This is a genomic window from Arthrobacter cryoconiti, from assembly GCF_020905375.1.
Taxonomy (GTDB): Bacteria; Actinomycetota; Actinomycetes; order Actinomycetales; family Micrococcaceae; genus Specibacter; species Specibacter cryoconiti.
This window is the reverse complement of sequence record NZ_JAJJBU010000031.1, coordinates 55292-72767: the sequence shown is the minus strand read 5'-3', so window position 1 is coordinate 72767 and position 17476 is coordinate 55292. Positions and strand designations below refer to the sequence as shown.

General features: G+C 57.1%; 18 protein-coding genes. 8 read left to right on the top strand and 10 right to left on the bottom strand.

The window, feature by feature from the left end:
* Positions 1-24 precede the first annotated feature (24 nt).
* Positions 25-2658: an aminopeptidase N gene (pepN, locus tag LOH53_RS14850; RefSeq protein WP_230068533.1), complete on the top strand. Its 2634-nt coding sequence runs from the start codon at positions 25-27 to the stop codon at positions 2656-2658.
* Positions 2659-2662: 4 nt separating this feature from the next.
* Here the strand turns inward: pepN and LOH53_RS14845 are convergent, their stop codons facing one another.
* From LOH53_RS14845 to LOH53_RS14825, 5 genes are all read right to left on the bottom strand, one after another.
* Positions 2663-3730 carry a tellurite resistance/C4-dicarboxylate transporter family protein gene (locus LOH53_RS14845; protein WP_230068532.1) on the bottom strand — a complete coding sequence of 356 codons (1068 nt, stop codon included), beginning with the start codon at positions 3728-3730 and terminating at the stop codon, positions 2663-2665.
* Complete coding sequence (locus LOH53_RS14840) at positions 3727-4788, bottom strand: lipoate--protein ligase family protein (protein WP_230068531.1); 1062 nt, start codon at positions 4786-4788, stop codon at positions 3727-3729. The genes LOH53_RS14845 and LOH53_RS14840 overlap by 4 nt, the downstream gene beginning before the upstream one ends.
* Before the next feature lie 92 nt (positions 4789-4880).
* Positions 4881-5135: a type B 50S ribosomal protein L31 gene (locus LOH53_RS14835; RefSeq protein WP_230068530.1), complete on the bottom strand. Its 255-nt coding sequence runs from the start codon at positions 5133-5135 to the stop codon at positions 4881-4883.
* Between the two features lie 96 nt (positions 5136-5231).
* Positions 5232-5699, bottom strand: coding sequence for a peroxiredoxin (locus LOH53_RS14830; RefSeq protein WP_230068529.1), 468 nt, complete (start codon positions 5697-5699; stop codon positions 5232-5234).
* A 98-nt stretch (positions 5700-5797) separates the two neighbouring features.
* Complete coding sequence (locus tag LOH53_RS14825) at positions 5798-6583, bottom strand: ABC transporter ATP-binding protein (RefSeq protein WP_230068528.1); 786 nt, start codon at positions 6581-6583, stop codon at positions 5798-5800.
* A 90-nt stretch (positions 6584-6673) separates the two neighbouring features.
* Between LOH53_RS14825 and serB the strand changes: the two genes are divergently transcribed.
* The gene (gene serB, locus LOH53_RS14820) at positions 6674-7570 is read left to right on the top strand and encodes a phosphoserine phosphatase SerB (protein WP_230068527.1); all 897 of its coding nucleotides are present in this window, start codon (positions 6674-6676) and stop codon (positions 7568-7570) included.
* 124 nt (positions 7571-7694) lie between these two features.
* Here the strand turns inward: serB and LOH53_RS14815 are convergent, their stop codons facing one another.
* Complete coding sequence (locus LOH53_RS14815) at positions 7695-8435, bottom strand: SDR family oxidoreductase (RefSeq protein WP_230068526.1); 741 nt, start codon at positions 8433-8435, stop codon at positions 7695-7697.
* 55 nt (positions 8436-8490) lie between these two features.
* Entirely contained in the window at positions 8491-9225 is a 735-nt protein-coding gene (locus LOH53_RS14810; protein WP_230068525.1) for a beta-ketoacyl-ACP reductase, read from the bottom strand.
* A 120-nt stretch (positions 9226-9345) separates the two neighbouring features.
* Here LOH53_RS14810 and LOH53_RS14805 point away from each other — a divergent pair, with 120 nt between their 5' ends.
* From LOH53_RS14805 to LOH53_RS14795, 3 genes are read left to right on the top strand one after another with little or no spacing between them, the layout of a single operon-like run.
* The gene (locus LOH53_RS14805; RefSeq protein WP_230068524.1) at positions 9346-9813 is read left to right on the top strand and encodes a DUF3099 domain-containing protein; all 468 of its coding nucleotides are present in this window, start codon (positions 9346-9348) and stop codon (positions 9811-9813) included.
* Positions 9810-10082 carry a hypothetical protein gene (locus LOH53_RS14800; protein ID WP_230068523.1) on the top strand — a complete coding sequence of 91 codons (273 nt, stop codon included), beginning with the start codon at positions 9810-9812 and terminating at the stop codon, positions 10080-10082. Before LOH53_RS14805 ends, LOH53_RS14800 begins: the two co-directional genes overlap by 4 nt.
* Positions 10083-10085: 3 nt before the next feature.
* Entirely contained in the window at positions 10086-10979 is an 894-nt protein-coding gene (locus LOH53_RS14795; protein ID WP_230068522.1) for an SURF1 family cytochrome oxidase biogenesis protein, read from the top strand.
* An 85-nt stretch (positions 10980-11064) separates the two neighbouring features.
* Here LOH53_RS14795 and LOH53_RS14790 read toward each other — a convergent pair whose 3' ends face one another.
* Positions 11065-12663 carry an ABC-F family ATP-binding cassette domain-containing protein gene (locus LOH53_RS14790; protein ID WP_230068521.1) on the bottom strand — a complete coding sequence of 533 codons (1599 nt, stop codon included), beginning with the start codon at positions 12661-12663 and terminating at the stop codon, positions 11065-11067.
* 143 nt (positions 12664-12806) lie between these two features.
* Here LOH53_RS14790 and LOH53_RS14785 point away from each other — a divergent pair, with 143 nt between their 5' ends.
* From LOH53_RS14785 to LOH53_RS14775, 3 genes are read left to right on the top strand one after another with little or no spacing between them, the layout of a single operon-like run.
* A complete protein-coding gene (locus tag LOH53_RS14785) occupies positions 12807-13448 on the top strand; it encodes a biotin transporter BioY (protein ID WP_230068520.1) in 642 nt (213 codons plus the stop codon).
* Positions 13445-14164 carry an energy-coupling factor ABC transporter ATP-binding protein gene (locus tag LOH53_RS14780; RefSeq protein WP_376991592.1) on the top strand — a complete coding sequence of 240 codons (720 nt, stop codon included), beginning with the start codon at positions 13445-13447 and terminating at the stop codon, positions 14162-14164. Before LOH53_RS14785 ends, LOH53_RS14780 begins: the two co-directional genes overlap by 4 nt.
* Positions 14164-14841: an energy-coupling factor transporter transmembrane component T family protein gene (locus tag LOH53_RS14775; protein ID WP_230068519.1), complete on the top strand. Its 678-nt coding sequence runs from the start codon at positions 14164-14166 to the stop codon at positions 14839-14841. Before LOH53_RS14780 ends, LOH53_RS14775 begins: the two co-directional genes overlap by 1 nt.
* Here the strand turns inward: LOH53_RS14775 and LOH53_RS14770 are convergent.
* Positions 14838-16004 (bottom strand): thiolase family protein, encoded by a 1167-nt coding sequence (locus tag LOH53_RS14770; RefSeq protein WP_230068518.1) that lies wholly within the window; start codon positions 16002-16004, stop codon positions 14838-14840. The two genes, LOH53_RS14775 and LOH53_RS14770, sit on opposite strands and share 4 nt — an antisense overlap.
* Entirely contained in the window at positions 15976-17430 is a 1455-nt protein-coding gene (locus tag LOH53_RS14765; RefSeq protein ID WP_230068517.1) for a class I adenylate-forming enzyme family protein, read from the bottom strand. The genes LOH53_RS14770 and LOH53_RS14765 overlap by 29 nt, the downstream gene beginning before the upstream one ends.
* Between the last annotated feature and the right edge of the window lie 46 nt (positions 17431-17476).

Here is a 17476-nt window from a genome sequence, read left to right as displayed (position 1 = left end):
CGGCAACCGTGGTTAAATGAAATAGTGTCTAATTCAAATTTGAGCCGTGACGAAGCGGCAGCGCGCAAATCTCTAATTTCCGTCAACCACTATGACGTGAGAGTCGATATTGGAAATGCCGAATGTCTAACCGAGCCAGGTTTTTCCACCCAAAGTACCATCACTTTTTCTGCGTCCCGGCCAGACTCAGAGACGTTCCTGGACTTTATTGGGATCAGCGTAGAATCGGTGGTTCTTAACGGGCGCGCTTTGAACGTTGCGGACGTGGTTGATGATGCTCGAATCCATCTTCCTGGACTAGCTCTGGAGAACGAAGTTCTTATCCGCGCCACTGCCGCTTACTCCCGCAGCGGAGAGGGCATGCATCGCTTCCAAGACCCCGCCGATGGACTCGTATATACCTACACCCAATACGAACCCGCTGATGCCAGGCGTGTGTTCGCTAATTTTGAACAGCCTGACTTGAAAGCCCCGTTCACTTTCCACGTGGCAGCGCCCGCGAACTGGGAAGTAGCCTCAAATCAGTCGGTGAGCAATGCCAGTACCCAGGAGATGGACCAAGACGGGAGTCCCTCCACATCGTGGTGGGACTTTGCTACCACACTGCCAATTTCAACTTATATCACTAGCATTTTGGCCGGTCCTTACTACAAGGTCAACGATCACTTCAGTATGGTTTTCGGTCCGGAGAGCGCACACGCCGGGACCACCTTGGAAGTCCCACTCTCCGCCTACTGCCGCGCATCCTTGTCACAGAACTTTGACACTGACCCCATTTTTGCCGTCACCAAAGCAGGTTTGTACTACTTCAACGAACTCTTTGACTACCCGTATCCCTTTGGCAAATACGATCAGGCGTTTGTTCCCGAATACAACCTTGGTGCCATGGAAAATCCGGGCTTAGTAACGTTCACAGAGTCCTATATCCATACCTCGCGAGCCACCGACACCCAATACCAGCAGCGCGCCAACACCATCATGCACGAGATGGCACACATGTGGTTTGGCGATCTCGTCACCATGAGTTGGTGGGATGATCTGTGGTTGAAGGAATCCTTTGCCGACTTCATGGGCCACCTGGCCGTAGCCGACGCCACCGAATGGGGATCGAAATCCTGGACAATGTTCGCCAGTAGGCGTAAAGCGTGGGCTTATGTCCAAGACCAACTTCCGACCACCCATCCGATCGTGGCAGATATCCCGCATCTTGAAGCGGCCAAGCAGAACTTCGATGGAATTACTTACGCAAAAGGTGCATCAGTCCTCAAACAGCTGGTCGCTTACGTAGGTCAGGATGCCTTTATGGCCGGTGCACGCAGCTACTTTGCGAGCCACGAGTATGCAAACACCACCCTCACAGACCTCCTCACTCCCCTCAGTGAAGCTTCTGGTCGCGACTTGAGTGCATGGGCCGGTCAATGGCTTCAGACGGCTGGCATTTCCACCCTGACGCCAACTATGGAGATCGTGGATGGGAAGATAACTGCGTTCTCGATCTCTCAAGAAGCGGTGGATCCGATCACCGGCCTTTCAGCTTTACGCCCGCACCGTCTAAGCGTTGGCTTCTTTACAAAAGACAAAGACTCTCAACTACGCCGGACACATTCAGTCACCATCGACGTGGCTGGTGCGCAGACGGACGTTGGAGTCCTGATCGGGATTGCAGCCCCGGATTTGGTGGTGCTCAACGATGAAGACCTAACGTACGCAAAGGTCCGACTCGATGTGACCTCCCTGTCAACAGCACTGACTTCCCTGGGCACTGTTGCGGAGCCGATGGCGCGGTCTTTGGTGTGGTCCTCGCTATGGAACGCAACCCGCGACGCCGTCCTGCCCGTGCGTACATATGTGAAGGCTGTTTGCGAGCAGGCCGCCGGAGAGTCTGACATCGCCCTATTGCAGTCCTTGTCGGAGAACGCACTGAGTGCTGTCCGCGATTTTTGTCCACCCACCAAGCGCGGCGAATTGCGGGCGGTACTCCTTTCCGCGGTAGAAAATAACCTTGATGCCGCCGAGGCTGGGAGTGACGAACAGCTTATTTGGGCGAGGACGCTGGCAGCGCTGGGCCGGAGCACCGATACGGCGAACACACGCATCCGCGGCCTTCTCAACGGCTTCGACGTTCCGGAGGGCCTGCGAGTTGACAGCCAACTTCGCTGGTCCTGCTGGCAAGCCCTAGCTGCCAACGAGGAGGCCACGGTCAGCGAGCTCGACGCCGAACTTAAGGCTGCTACGACGGCGGAGACCCGAGTGGGTAGGGTAATAGCGCTTGCTTCCTTCCCGCAGCCTGACGTCAAAGCCAAAGCGTGGACTGATGCGCTCACCGGGATGGAGCTGACAAATGAACTGCTCAGCGCCACGATCGAGGGCTTCATGGTTGGCAGCCACGACTTGCTTGATCCTTACGTGGAGCCGTACTTCTCTGCGCTCATTGATATCTGGGAGCAGCGCAGTATTGAAATTGCTTCGCGTCTAGTGCGGGGCCTCTTCCCATCCCATCAGGATCTGGGAAGCGACGCACAACCGACGCAGCATCCCGTGGTCATGCGAACCGATTCTTGGCTCGCAGACAATGACACTGCGCCGACAGGCTTGCGCCGCCTAGTGCTTGAACAGCGTGATCAGTTGGTACGCTCGCTCACTGCCCAAATAGGGTGATGGTCTAACGCCGACGAAGGAAGACGGTGGCGGCGCGGATCATCCCTGCCGCCACCAGCGCCCAGATAGCCACCGCAACCCAGTTGGCCCACGATCCAATAACGGCGACCAACGGCATGTCATTGACGTCACCGAATCGGAAAGTCGCCACGGAGAACATCCCGAGAGGGAACACAATTGACCACAACGCTGTGCTGTAGCGCAGTGGTTCTTTTCTGACCATGTGGCGCCAGATACCAAATGCCACCAGCAGTGGTACCCACCACAGACCAAAGGCCCATAGAAGGTAGCTGATCCCGCCTACAGTGGGACCAGCTAGGTCCAGGACAGGTACTCCGCGGGGAAGGTGAAGGATCATGGACCCAGCCAGTACGGTGATGGCTGTGGCGCCCATAAAAATCCAGTTAGCGGGCACGATTCCACCAGCGTTTTCGCCACCCGTCAGAAGCCGCAGTATGACCAGCGTGGTCAATGTCAGATACAGCATGATGCCGATACCCCAAAAAGCCACCGCGGCGTCACTGAGTATACGTGCGTTCCCACCGTCCCCGGCCAGTGTGGCCGCGGCAACGGCAAGTGACTGTGTGGAAACGACCCAAAGGAACCATGTACCGTCCACGGCCAGCAGCCTCGGCAACGGACTATCCCCTACTTCGGTCCGCAACATCATGGACAGCGGAACCCCGTAACCTAAAAACAGCCATAAGGGGACGCTCAGTGCCGCCAACCACCAGGTAACTACAGGCGCAGTTTCATGGAAGCCGGCTCCGACCACGTTAAGGGCGGCCACCATGGTGAGGTAACCGAATCCCAAGTGGGGATTGCGGAAGTTAGCTACGACCTCACGGGGGCGGCTCAAAATTCTGCCCACAAGACCGACGGTGAGGACTACGAGGCCTCCTGCTGCAATCCACAAGAGGATCTGTGACGCTAACTGCCACCCGGCATCCGTCAACGCCGCTGAGACGATGCCCGTCGCCATGACGAAGGAGAAAGCCGCCGGAGGTTGCCTCAGCCACCACCGCAAGGACACGGCAAGTCGCGGGGCTGGCTCAGCATTATCCGTCATCATGGGATGCGCACAAGCCATTCCTCTGTGCCAAACTTCGTCTGGACCAAACGGGCAGCCTCTGCCAACTCTTCACGCGTCAATACGGACTCTTTAGCGTTGTAACGGTCCCTAAAGGTCGCCATCATGGTTGAGAGAATGGCGTCACGATCAAGCCCCGTCTGACGACGCAGCGGGTCCACCCGTTTTTTAGCCGAACGGGTACCCTTGTCTGAGAGCTTCTCCTGACCAATCCGTAAGACTTGAACCATTTTCTCCGCGTCAATGTCATAACTCATGGTGACGTGGTGAACCATTCCAGTGTTGCCTAAACGCTTCTGCGCAGCCCCGCCAATCTTTCCCTGCTCAGTTGCGATGTCATTCAACGGTACATAGAAGGCTCGTACACCGATGGACTCCAGCGCCGCCATGACCCAACTGTCTAAAAATTTGTATGAGTCCTCAAAGCTCAAACCGTCCACCAAGCTCTGCGGCAGGTACAGAGAATACGTAATGCAGTTGCCAGCTTCCATGAACATGGCCCCGCCACCGCTAATACGGCGCACCACATGAATACCGTATTTTTCGACGCCGATCGGATTAATTTCGTTGCGCACAGATTGGAAACTGCCGATCACCACTGAGGGCTCCTCCCAGTCCCAGAAACGCAACGTGGGATTGCGGAGGCCGGCTCCAACTTCTCGCGTCAGAACTTCATCCAGAGCCACATTGACTGCCGTGGGCAGCACAGTAGGAGCAATGATCTCCCATTCGTGGTCTAGCCAACTGCTCGCCTTAGCCAATGCCCTGCGCACTGCAATAGCCACTGCCTGTGCGGAGAAGCCGAAAAGGACTACATTTTCTGGCAGGGCGGCCGTGATGGCGTCGGCTAACGCCGCTGCGCTCAGTTCTGTGGAAAGCCCAGTCAAAGCTGCGTTGATGTCATCCAGTGCCTCGTCGGGTTCGAGGAAAAAATCGCCACTAACGGACACTGTAGAAAGCTTGCCACCCGCCACAGAGAGATCCACAACCACCAGTTTTCCACCGTGGACTTTATATTCACCATGCATGAGAGAAGCCATGAGACTAGTTTCCCAATCATTGGCCCGGATGTGCAAAAAGACCCGCACCAAAGGTGCGGGTCTTTGAAGAAAATAGTTCCAGTGAAGCGAGCTTACTTCTTGCCGAAACCAGCAAAGCGAGCGTTGAAGCGCTCCACGCGGCCGGCGCTGTCCATGATGCGCTGCTTACCCGTGTAGAACGGGTGTGACTCCGAGGAGATTTCAACGTCGATAACCGGGTAGGTTTTGCCGTCTTCCCACTCGATGGTCTTGGTGGATGTCGCGGTGGAACGCGTCAGGAACTTTGTGCCGGAAGCCAAGTCATGGAAAACGATTGCTTCATACTTGGGGTGCGTGTTCTGCTTCACTATGTGCCTCAAAAGTGTAATCGTCTGGTTTTTGCCAGACTGATGAATGTTATGGCCCGGGGGCCAGCTACTTACCTTACCGGCTGGAGGCCTCATTCACCAAGCTGATCCGCGCGTGGCAAGTGCCTCGAGCGCTCCAGCGGCGTGGATACCCATATTCGTTTCGTTCGAAAGTTGGAAACGAATCCTCAACGACGAGTCAACAACGAACGTGGCACGCTTACTGGGAAGCGTTTTGGCCAGGAGTCTACGCCGGACCCCAAACTGATCTGCGACTTCCCCCTGCGGATCGCTGAGCAACGGATAGCCCAAACGGTTTTTCGTCGCGAACTCAAGCTGCTTAGTTGGTGAGTCTGTGCTGATTCCAACGATTGAGGCACCCAAGTCTGCGAATTCTCCGGCCATATCCCTAAAAGTGCATGCCTCTTTGGTACATCCACCGCTGCCCGCCAACGGATAGAAAAAGAGTGCAACAGCGCCCTTGTGAGCGAGCTCAGAGAGCCGCTGAGGAGTCCCATTTTGATCAAGCAATTCAAAATCAACAACCACATCGCCTATATTCATGGCTCGAGCGTACGCCTAACTTCCGACCGTGCGCTGACTACGGCGCTGACTACGTCGCCTGTCCGCGCGCCATGGAACAAGAAGAAAATACTATGGCGCTAACGCCGTGCCGTGGCCGTGTACCGGCCCGCGTTGTAACTTACGCTCAGTGGCATGCCAAATGTTGCACTGAGATGTTCTTCGGTCAGAACTTCCTGGATGGGTCCCTGCGCCACAACGCCGCCATCTCGCAGCAGCAGAGCATGAGTGAAGCCGGGCGGAACTTCCTCTAAATGATGAGTAACCAAAATGGTGGAGGGGGCCAACGGATCAGCGGCAAGTTCACTCAAACGCTTGACGAGGTCTTCTCGGCCCGCCAAGTCCAGGCCCGCTCCGGGCTCATCCAAAAGTAGTAACTCGGGATCGCTCATCAATGCTCGGGCAATCTGGACGCGTTTGCGCTCGCCCTCGCTAAGGGACGCAAATTTCCGGTTCATGAACGTGGACATACCCCATTCTTCCAACAGGGCGAACGCGCGGCGTTCGTCGTCGCGCTCATAGGCTTCACGCCAGCGGCCCGTGACACCATATGCTGCCGTTACAACAACGTTGAGAACTTTCTCATGTTCTGGAATCTGGTTAGCCAAGGTCGCCGAAGCCAAGCCAATCCGGGGACGCAGCTCAAAGACGTCAACGGCACCGAGAACCTCATCAAGGATGCCCGCCACCCCACGGGTAGGATGCATGCGGGCACCTGCAATCTGCAAGAGCGTGCTCTTGCCCGCACCGTTGGGCCCTAAGATGACCCAACGTTCCCCTTCGGCAACGCGCCAGTCTACGCAATCCAATAGTGTCTTGGTGCCGCGGACCACGCTGACACCGGCCAAACCCAAAACTTCACTCATAAGTCAAGAGCCTATGACACCGGAGGGGAACTGCGCGAACTGCGTAATTTTTCAACCACCCGAGTGAACGGATTTAGCTAGAATCAACGCATGCCTTCTCCTTTCACTGCAGTCAGCTACGCCCAGACAATTGCTCCACAGGCTCTCTCGGCGCTCCGTTCGCTATTTGACGGCCTCGGTCTCACGATTCGCGATGAGGAGCCAAGGAGCTACCCGGGGTTTAACACGGTCACCTTTGAGCTCATCGGGCCACACAGCAACGAGAGCGACGCCGTTGCCTCACTTCGAACTGTCCTCGCCAACGCTGGCCCCGCTGATATAGAGACCGCCGTCGTTTTACACTCGCTACGCAACGCTCCCCGCAAACTCCTGATTATGGATGTTGACTCAACGCTAATTCAGCAAGAAGTCATTGAATTGCTCGCAGCATATGCAGGCACCGAAGAGGAAGTTGCCAAGGTGACGGAGGCTGCTATGCGAGGCGAAATGGATTTTGCGGAGAGCCTCCATCAACGAGTCGCGACACTGGCGGGACTCTCGGAGGCAGTGCTGCCCGAGGTCGTCGCCAAAGTTGAGTTCTCGGTGGGTGCGCAACGGCTCGTGGCGCAAGCTAAGCGGGCAGGGCATATAGTCGCCGCTGTTTCCGGCGGATTCTCTCAAATTCTAAATCCCTTAGCAGAACACTTGGGGCTTGACTATTCGCTTGCCAACGACCTAGAAATCATTGATGGACGTCTCACGGGAAGAGTCATTGGCGCTGTCGTGGACAAGGCGAGCAAGGCGGAGTGCCTTCGGCGATGGAGCGCTGAATCGGGCATCGCTTTGGAGGCAACCATGGCAATTGGTGACGGTGCCAACGACTTAGACATGCTCGACGTTGCAGCTCTGGGCGTCGCATTCAACGCTAAACCTGCCGTCCGTGCGCTGGCCGACGCGCAAATCAACCTGCCGAACCTCGACGTCGCACTGGCCTTAGCTGGAATCTAGCGGGTACCTATGGGCAGTGCCATACCCAAGAGCAGTACCTAGGATGGCTCCCGCAAAAATGCGGGAGCCATCCTAGGTACTGCAAAAACTAACGTTCACAAAGATTGATTATAAAACCGGCTGCCTACTTGAAGTAGTCTGAGCCACCCACATACAAGGTGTGCCCGCTTTCTACGTCGGCCGTGGCCATCTTGGCGATCTCGGCAGCAAATTCTGCGACCGAATACAACCTTCCTGCTTCCGCACGGCGGGCCTCAATAGCCCCCGGGTTGGCACGGTCCAGCAGTGTGGCTGTTACGGTGCCTTCGATCATGTCCCCGGATACAACCACCAAGGAGATATCTTCAGCTGCCAGATTGGGGATCAAAGCACGCAAAGCATCTTCGCCAGCACGCTTGCTCCGTGCTACTGGTTCGTAGTCGGGCATTGTCGGCACAGTTTCAATAAAGTGCGCCTGGTGGCTCGTGACAAAGATCACCCGCGAGTCGGCTTTCATGACAGGAAGTGCGGCATTGAGTAGGTTTATTTGCGCATCACGGTTGAGCAACAGAGCATAGTTTTCGGCCATGCCGCTTTCCATGCCACCTGAGGCGTTGAGAACCACAAGGTCAAGGGAGCCAAAGTTCTCCATGGCAGCGCTAACCAATGCATGGACGCCGTCGCGGGTCGTCAGATCTGCGCCTACGGCTACAGCCCTGCCGCCAGCTTGAACAATTTGCTCGACGACTTTGTTAGCACGCGGCGCCTTTTGGCGATAGTTGACAACTACCGCGGCCCCTTCAGCCGCTAAGAACTTGGCCACGTCGGCACCCACGCCGCGCGATGACCCTGTGACAATCGCTGTCTTTCCGTCAAGCTTTCCCATAAACAATCCCTTATTCGAGTTACAAAATTTTTCTTGTTGGCGTTGGTTACGCGCCCTAGTGGCCCATGCCTAGTCCACCGTCAACTGGAATGACAGCGCCGCTGATGTAGGTCGCTTCATCGCTGGCAACCCAACGGACTACGTTCGCCACTTCCTCCGCGCTGGCGAAACGGCCAGCGGGGATGGTAGCCAAGTACTGCTTTTGGGTGTCTTGCGCCAGCGCAGCGGTCATATCAGTGTTTATAAAGCCTGGGGCTACAACATTGGTGGTGATGTTCCGTGACCCTAGCTCCCGAGTGAGGGAACGGGCGATGCCCACCAGTCCGGCCTTGGACGCGGCGTAATTAACCTGTCCGGCGGAGCCGTAAAGTCCCACTACGGAGGAGATCAACACGATCCGTCCTTTTCGTAGCCTGATCATCCCTTTGCTGGCACGCTTGATGACGCGAAAGGCTCCGGTGAGGTTGGTGTCCACCACTGACGTGAAGTCATCCTCGCTCATCCGCATCAGCAAAGTGTCCTTCGTGATCCCGGCGTTTGCTACCAAGACTTCCACGGGTCCGTGCTCGGCCTCCACCTTAGTGAAAGCAGCATCGATCGATGCGGCATCAGTGACATCCGCTTGCACCCCAAGGATCCCGCTTGGAAGTGCCGAGGAACTTCTATATGTCACAGCAACTTTGTCCCCATTCGCCACAAAGGCCAGCGCGATGGCCAGTCCAATTCCGCGATTACCGCCGGTGACCAGGACGCTGCGCCCGGGTGGCGGCGTCGAAACGGATTCACTCATCTAATCCTCCATAGGTTGGTTCTCGCATTGAATCCTACGATGAAACGATCGATCGGACCTAGCGGTGCTTTTGGATGTAACAGCAGGCAGTGGAAGAATAGGGTTATTACTTGGAGTGTGATGAGAGACCAATCAGCGGCGGCAGCACAGCGGCACAAGCTCTTCCACCGCGCCGTCGCTTCAACACCAGTAGTCTCCATCACCAACGCCGCCGATGCTCACAGCAAAGAAATGCACGGACGTCTCGTTAAATACGCCACGGCCATGGGTATCCGCATGGTGTGCATAGTGCTGATCTTTGTCGTCGATGGCTGGTTCAAATTGATTCCCGTAGCGGGTGCAGTGCTCTTGCCATGGGTGGCCGTGGTCATTGCAAACGGCGGTGCTGACGTCAATCATCAAAACACCACCGAGCTCCTTGATCAGGCACCAGCCTATGAACTCAACGAAGGCCAAATTCCTCCGGATTCCGCCAATGGCGACGACTCCGGAGACATCCTGCGCGGTGAGGTTCTAATGGAGACCGACAACGATGGCGTGGCAGAGGCCGGTAATGAGAATGGCAAGGGTGAGGACAAGCCCGCATGAACCTCATCGACATGCTTGGCAACAGCGACCTGCCGCAGGATCAACGGGCGACTACGACCACCGAACCGGGTGAGAGAATTTGTTCTCGCAAAGCTTGCCGGCAAAGTGCCACCATGCAATTGCTGTGGAACAATCCTAAGATTCACACACCGGAGAGGCGTAAGATTTGGCTCGCCTGTGACGAACATGTTGCCTGGCTCGAAGACTATCTGCAAAGCCGCTCCTTGTGGAAGGAAACTTTGCCGTTGACACCCAAGGATTCCGCGTAGTTCATGAAGACGTATAAGTTCCTATTTTCTAGCAAATGGGCGGGCTACTTTGCCCTCGCCCTGGTGTTTGCCATTGCCTGCGTTGCTCTGGGGAACTGGCAGATGAGCCGCCGCAACGACGTCGTGGCCAATATAGCCAAAATCACCAACAACTATTCCGGCGCCCCGCTCGAGTACGCAAGTCTTGCTGGTCAGTTCGATCACTTGGACCCTGCCAAAGAATGGACGCAGGTCACTCTCCGTGGTGAGTACCTCACCGCTGACCAACGCGTGGTTCGCAACCGTCCCCTCAACGGGACACCAGGATATGAAGTTCTGGTCCCATTGAAGCTGCAAACCGGCCAGACCATCATTATTGACCGTGGCTGGCTCCCGATAGGTGACAGAGAAGCTGGACATCCGGACGTTGTGCCGCAACCTGTCTCCGGGACGGTGAGCGTCATTGCCAGGCTCAGACCCCCGGAACCCAAGCTTGACCGGGGGGCTCCTGCCGGACAGATTGCTTCTATCGACTTGGCGGACTACGCTTCACAGCTTTCTTACTCAATTAAAACCGGCGCTTACGGCCAAATTGTGAGTGAGTCCCCTGCCGCTGCGCAGAACCCAATTCCCTTCCCCGCTCCATCAATCGACGAGGGATCTCACCTTAGCTACGCGCTGCAGTGGATTTGCTTTGGGGTACTGGCCTTTGTCGGCTTTGGCTATGCCGCACGGATGCAGCGACGTAACGACGAATACGATGAACAAGAATCCGGTGAAACAGGCGTTCCCGTCGAGGAACTCTACGGACGAGGCTCAGCGTTTCACCCTAAACGTCATGCGAAAGTTCGCAAAGTTGGTGCTCGCGCCACGGCAGAGGAGGCAGAGGACGCTATTTTGGACTCGCAGGGCTACTAGCCCGTGCAGCCTCGCTTTGAGGATAAATGCGGGCCGTTCGCGCAAATCGTCTGCGAACGTCCCGCTAGGTGCTAAGTGCTAAGTGCTAAGCGATCGAGATCAGATCCAGGTAGTCCTGGCTCCACAGATCCTCGTCTCCGTCTGGCAGCAGAACCACGCGTTCCGGATCTAGTGCTTCCACAGCACCCTCGTCGTGGCTCACCAGCACCACGGCTCCCGAGTAGTTCTTCAAGGCCCCAAGGATTTCTGCGCGGCTGGCAGGATCCAAGTTGTTGGTGGGCTCATCCAGTAGCAGTACGTTGGCTGATGAGGCGACAATCGTGGCCAGGGCCAGTCGGGTCTTTTCGCCACCGGAGAGAACCCCGGCAGGCTTATTGACATCGTCACCGGAGAATAGGAAAGATCCCAGAATACCGCGAACCTCGGCGTCGTTCATGGTGCCTGCACTGGCACGCATATTTTCAAGCACCGTCCGGCTGGTGTCCAAGGTGTCATGTTCCTGAGCGTAATAGCCCACTTTCAGCCCGTGACCGGCGATGATTTCTCCTGTGTCCGGTTTGGAGACACCGGCCAGCATACGGAGCAGAGTCGTCTTACCGGCACCGTTGAGGCCTAAGATGACCACTTTGGAGCCGCGATCGATCGCCAAGCTGACGTCGGTGAAAATTTCCAAGGAACCATATGACTTGCTGAGCCCTTCGGCCATCAGAGGAGTCTTGCCGCATGGGGACGGGTCAGGGAAGCGAAGCGCGGCAACTCGGTCTTGTTCGCGAACGTCTTCAAGGCCGTCTAGGAGCCGTTGAGCACGTTTCGCCATGTTCTGGGCAGCGACAGCCTTAGTGGCCTTAGCCCGCATCTTGTTCGCCTGATCCATGAGTACGCCAGCCTTCTTCTCGGCGTTAGCCCGCTCGCGTCGACGTGCGCGCTCATCGGTTTCCCGCTGGGCTAGGTACTTTTTCCACCCAAGGTTGTACTGGTCGATCGTGGCCCGATTGGCATCTAGATGAAAAACCTTATTAACGGTTGCTTCAAGAAGTTCGGTGTCGTGACTGATCACTATCAGCCCACCCTGATGGTTCTTCAAAAATTCACGAAGCCACGTAATAGAGTCCGCATCCAAGTGGTTGGTGGGCTCGTCCAAGAGCATAGTCTGCGCACCGGAGAACAAGATTCGGGCTAGTTCAACACGACGTCGCTGACCGCCAGAAAGCGTCTTCAACGGTTGATTCAAAATTCGTTCCGGAAGCGCAAGATTCGAAGAAATGGCTGCAGCCTCGGCCTCAGCCGCGTACCCGCCGCCCGCTAGAAACTCGTTCTCCAAGCGGTCGTAGCGACGCATTGCCTTATCGCGGATGTTTGAGTCCTCGCTGGCCATATCAAGCTCAGCTGTGCGCAGCTTAGTGATGACCTTGTCAAGGTCACGGGCGGCCAGGATACGATCACGGGCAAGCTGCTCCATGTCAGGGGTCCGCGGGTCCTGCGGCAGATAGCCGATGGCGCCGGTGCTGGTGACTTTTCCACCAGCCGGTAACCCCTCTCCTGCTAAGACTCGGGTCAGCGTCGTCTTGCCAGCACCGTTACGTCCCACCAGGCCGATCTTGTCACCCTTGTCGATCCGAAATGACACTTCGTCCATGAGCAGGCGCGCTCCGGCGCGTAACTCAAGGTCTTGGACCGTAATCAACGTAGTAACCTTTCACGTAAGTTGGACATGTGCGTTAGACGGCCGGGGTTCCCGGATGGGACGGCAGACGCGGATGAACAACCGCTCTAGTCTACCGAGGTTCCCGTACAACAAAAGTCCCTTAGCAACTGAAAGTATGAAGAATGAATCGAATATCACCTTCAAGCCCCTTACCAACAAGCGCCACGGTCAGCACTGATCGTCGCCAAAACATCGGTTCACAACGCCGACGCTGGGGTGCAGTGGATATCTCGCTCATTGCGGTTTTTGCCGCCCTGTTGGCTGCTTCGATAGCAGTTCCGGGCATCAACGTGGGTCCTTTAGGCGTGGCCATCACGTTACAGACACTCGTGGTGGTCTTGTGCGGGCTGGTACTCGGCTTCGCCAGGGGCACCGCCGCTGTGGGTCTCTACATTCTGCTTGGGCTAGTGGGCCTACCCATCTTTAGTGGATTCCGTGCCGGGCCGGCGGTGCTAGCAAGTCCATCAGCTGGCTACATTGTCGGCTTCATTTTTGGTGCAGCTACCGTGGGCCTCTTAGCGACTTGGGCGGTGCGCTCACGATCCAAAACTGTCGCACTGTTTAGCGCAGCCATGGTGGGAACACTGGTTATCCACGTCTTTGGCATTGCTGGCTTCATGTTCAAAGGTATGGCGCTGCTCACAGCCGTAGGTGCGGACCTCATTTATCTGCCCGGCGATATCCTCAAGAACGTGGTGGCCGTCGCCATCGCTTTGAGCCTGCACCGGGCATTCCCTGACATTTTGGTTCGCCGCCGCCAGTGAGTTTCCCTGCCAACGAGTCAATCGTCCTAGCAGATGCCGGCGTGCAAATTGCACCTTTGGATGCATCCGGGGCTGGAGCGAAGACAATTCTCCGTCCGCTTTCATTGGAACTCACAGAACGCCGCATCGCTGTGATCGGTGCCAATGGATCAGGCAAGTCAACGTTATTGCGCCTCCTCAACGGATTGGTACTGCCTACCTCCGGTACTGTCAGGATCAATGGACTCGACACTCAAACTCAGGGTGCTGCCGTTCGACGCCTCGTTGGTTTTGTCTTCACCGACCCACTTTCACAGCTGATCATGCCCACACCGGTGGAAGACGTTGAGCTGTCTTTGCGCCGACTCAAGCTGAGTAAAAGAGAACGGCGTGATGCTGCCATGTCGGTGCTGAGCAGCTACGGCCTGGACCATTTAGCGCACAGCAGCATTTACGAGCTCTCCGGAGGCGAACGCCAACTGGTAGCCCTAGCCAGCGTCTTGGCGGTAGATCCGGGGATACTAGTGCTCGATGAACCATCGACTCTTCTGGACTTGCGGAACACTAAACTCCTTCGGGAACGCTTGACTGCATTGCCGCAACAGCTCATCATCTCCACCCATGACCTAGCATTGGCTCTCATGTGTGAACGGGTCCTGGTCGTTGACGACGCAGGAATTGCCTTCGATGGCGGTCCCCACGAAGCCGTGGGCTGGTACCGGGAGTCGGTGGGTTGATGCGTGGTCACGCCTCACTAATAGCTGGCTATGTGCCGGGAACATCGATTTTTCACCGAATGCTGCTCTGGCGCAAGGCCGTACTACTCCTGCTCGTTGCGGTGTTAGTGCTCTCCTTTCCTGCTTTTCCGGTGTGGGTGGGGACCATTGTCACCAGTGTTGTGCTGGTGGCCGTGGTCCTTGCACATTTCATGGCAAGGCTCCCCTGGTCGAGGTTGTGGCGCGCCGTCCGACTGATGCTGATATTTTTGCTTCTCATCGGGGTCTATCAATGGTGGCAATTTGGTCCGGCCACCGCCTGGACGGTCATCGCAGCCATTGTGGCTACTGTAGTGGCCTCAAACATTCTCACGTCCACTACTGCCATCGATGAACTCCTGGATGGGCTGGGTGCTCTGATACGGCCGTTGGAACGCTTTGGGGCGGACCCTGAAAGGTTTTCCCTGACGGTTGCTTTGATGCTGCGAAGTATCCCATTTATCCTTGGTGCGTTCAGCGATGTCAAGGACGCGGCGCGGGCTCGCGGCTTGGAGCGAAACCTCTTGGCGCGTTCACTGCCCGTAGTCATTGCTACCGTCGGCTACGCGAGAGCCACGGGTGAAGCCTTGGCAGCCCGCGGCCTAGGAGAAGCTTGCGAACCCAGTGGGGGCAACGGCGTCGAACCGCTGGCTCGCTAAGCCTGCCGCCATCGAAAGAGCGCGGAGATTCCCATTCCACCAGCCATACTGATCATGGCCAGGGCGTCCAGTCCCTGCTCGGCACGTTCGTGTGCCTGGGCAAAGAGTCTCGTGATCGAAACAGCTCCCGATGCGCCATAGGGGTGCCCTAATGCCAGGGCACCGCCGTCGAGGTTGAACTGGTGTGGATCCCATCCCAGAATCTGTGCGGTGGCAAGGACTTGAGCGGCAAAGGCTTCATTGTATTCAAGTAGGCCTGCGTTCAGCTCGCGGTTGAGCCGGTGTGTCAGGAGCTGTGTTGAGGCACTTGCGCCTACCCCGAGCAGATTCGGGTCGTTGCCCGCTACCGCACTGTCCACAAATACCAATCCGGATAGGCCCCGGGCACGGGCCGACGCTAAGGAAGTCACCACGACGAGCGCTGCCCCATCGCTGTAAGGGCAAGAATTGCCGGCCGTGACAGTTCCGCCTGGAACGAAGACGGACGGAAAACGTGACATGAGTTTTCCGGTCAGGTGTGCCCGTGGTCCGGTATCCGCGGAGATCCCGGCCAGTGGTAGCAATTCCTGCTCAAATCTACCCTGAGCGGCAGCCGCTACGGCCCGGCGATGACTATCTAACGCGTAGGCGTCCTGCGCCTCACGGCTAATCCCGAAATAGCTGGCCACGTTCTCCGCCGCAACCCCCGCATCAGGGTCTCCCGTCGCGAGTGGTGCAAATTGAGCCCGTTCGTAAAAGTCTAGGCTTCCGTCGCTGTTGCGGTAAGCCCTGGTTGGGGCGGTGCTGATGCTCTCAACTCCCCCGGCAAGATAAACGTCCCCAGCCCCGGCGCCAACAAGCCGGCAGGCTAAGACCACTGCCTCGAGTCCCGATCCGCACTGTCTGTCCACACTCATTCCGGGGACACTAACTGGTAAGCCCGCCGTAAGGGCTGCCAGTCGAGCTATGTTTCCGCCTCCTCCTGTGGCATTGCCAAGGATCACGTCAGCCACAGACTCCGACGGAAACGGCATGTCCGCGACAACAGCACGCAGCAAAGGTGCCACCAAATCGTGGGCACGAATGTCCTTATAGACCCCTCCTGCCCTTGCTGTGGGTATTCTTCTAGCGGAAACTACGACGGCTGTGTGTTGTTCATCGAAGCTGTAGGGCACGGCCGTCACCGTCCTCGATCCATGCGGCCAGCAGCGCCCGGCTCAGCTTTCCGGAGTCGGTGTACGGTAGTTCGGTCAGGGCAAAATACAGTGCTGGACGGTGTGTAAAAGGCAACAAAGTAGCCTGGGTTCGGAGCGCCTGCGGTACCTCGCCAGAAGAAAGTACGCTCGCGAACCTGGGGTCATGTGCGTCCAAGCCAACGACCAATTTCTGTCCGCGCCGGTCGTCCTTGGTACCTGTGACGATCACTGAGCCGGACTGTGCGCCTTCTGCTAAGACGGATTCAATCTCCTGTGGGTAGACATTGTTCCCAGCTACCAGCACCATGTCAGACTCCCGGCCGAGCACGTGCAACTGGCCGTGGGCATCGAGAAAACCTTGGTCCCGCACGGTGCACCAGTCGGATTCGCCATTACCTGCTGGTACCCGCGTGAAGGCTAAAGCGTCGTCGCCCCAAGCGTAGGCGTCACATACATAGGGACTACGGACAAAGATCGATCCGGGCTGGCCACAGGGAAGCTGCTCACCGGTGGCATCGAGAATGGCTACCTCCACACCATCAAAAGGAAGGCCGACGCCGGCATCTTCGCTCTCGCTTTGACCTTGGGTTACGCTGTGCACCAATATCTGACCCGGCGGTGCAGGAGCGAGGACGTTGGCGGCCACAAAGCCCAGTTCCGCTGCGCCGTAATATTGCTCAATCCTGGCATTGGGTGCCCACTGACGGGCGGCGGCCAGAGTCTGCGGGGGCAGAGCTGAGCCAGCACACACAATGCTGCGAATCCCTAGCGCCTGGTGCCCAACGCGCCCGGCAGCGTCGGCGAAGAGGCCTAACACAGATGGAACAAGTACTAGTCGCGTGGCCTGATGTTTGTCTATGGCAGTGAGTCCGGCACGGGCAGAGAAATGTTCCAAGCCTATGAACGTCGAACCACTGGCAAGGCACTCCGCCAGAGCGTAAAGATTCATACTGGCCGCGCCGGGGCCTGGCGCCAACGTGACGTCGTCGGGCGAGAGTGAAAAATGCGCCATGCTGGCCAGAAGTGAAGATGCCCATGAAGACCGTGAGCGAACAAATCCTTTGGGCACGCCGCTGGTTCCCGAGGAGAAGCCTAGAAGAAACACGTCAGAGGATGATGGACTCGCCAGAGACTTCCTCGCCCAATCAAGTGCGGCAGCGCGCACGGAATCACGGACACGGCCGGGCCAGTGGGTATCAAGTACGCCTACGATCCCATGGTCCACCAAGCCGGCGCAGAAGGCCTGAGCCAAGTCGGCACCGTTTTCCTCTTCAATAAGGGCAAACCGGGGTCCGCTCGCCCCGCCCATGCCAGCCGCAAGGTCTGCATAACTAAGGCGCTTTTCGCCGACGAAGACCGCGTCGTGGTCGGCGCGCGTATGTGCCCAATGGCGGAGCTGTTCGATGAATGGCATTGCATTCATGCTATGCGACGTCGCACCTCAAAGATGCCCATGCGTT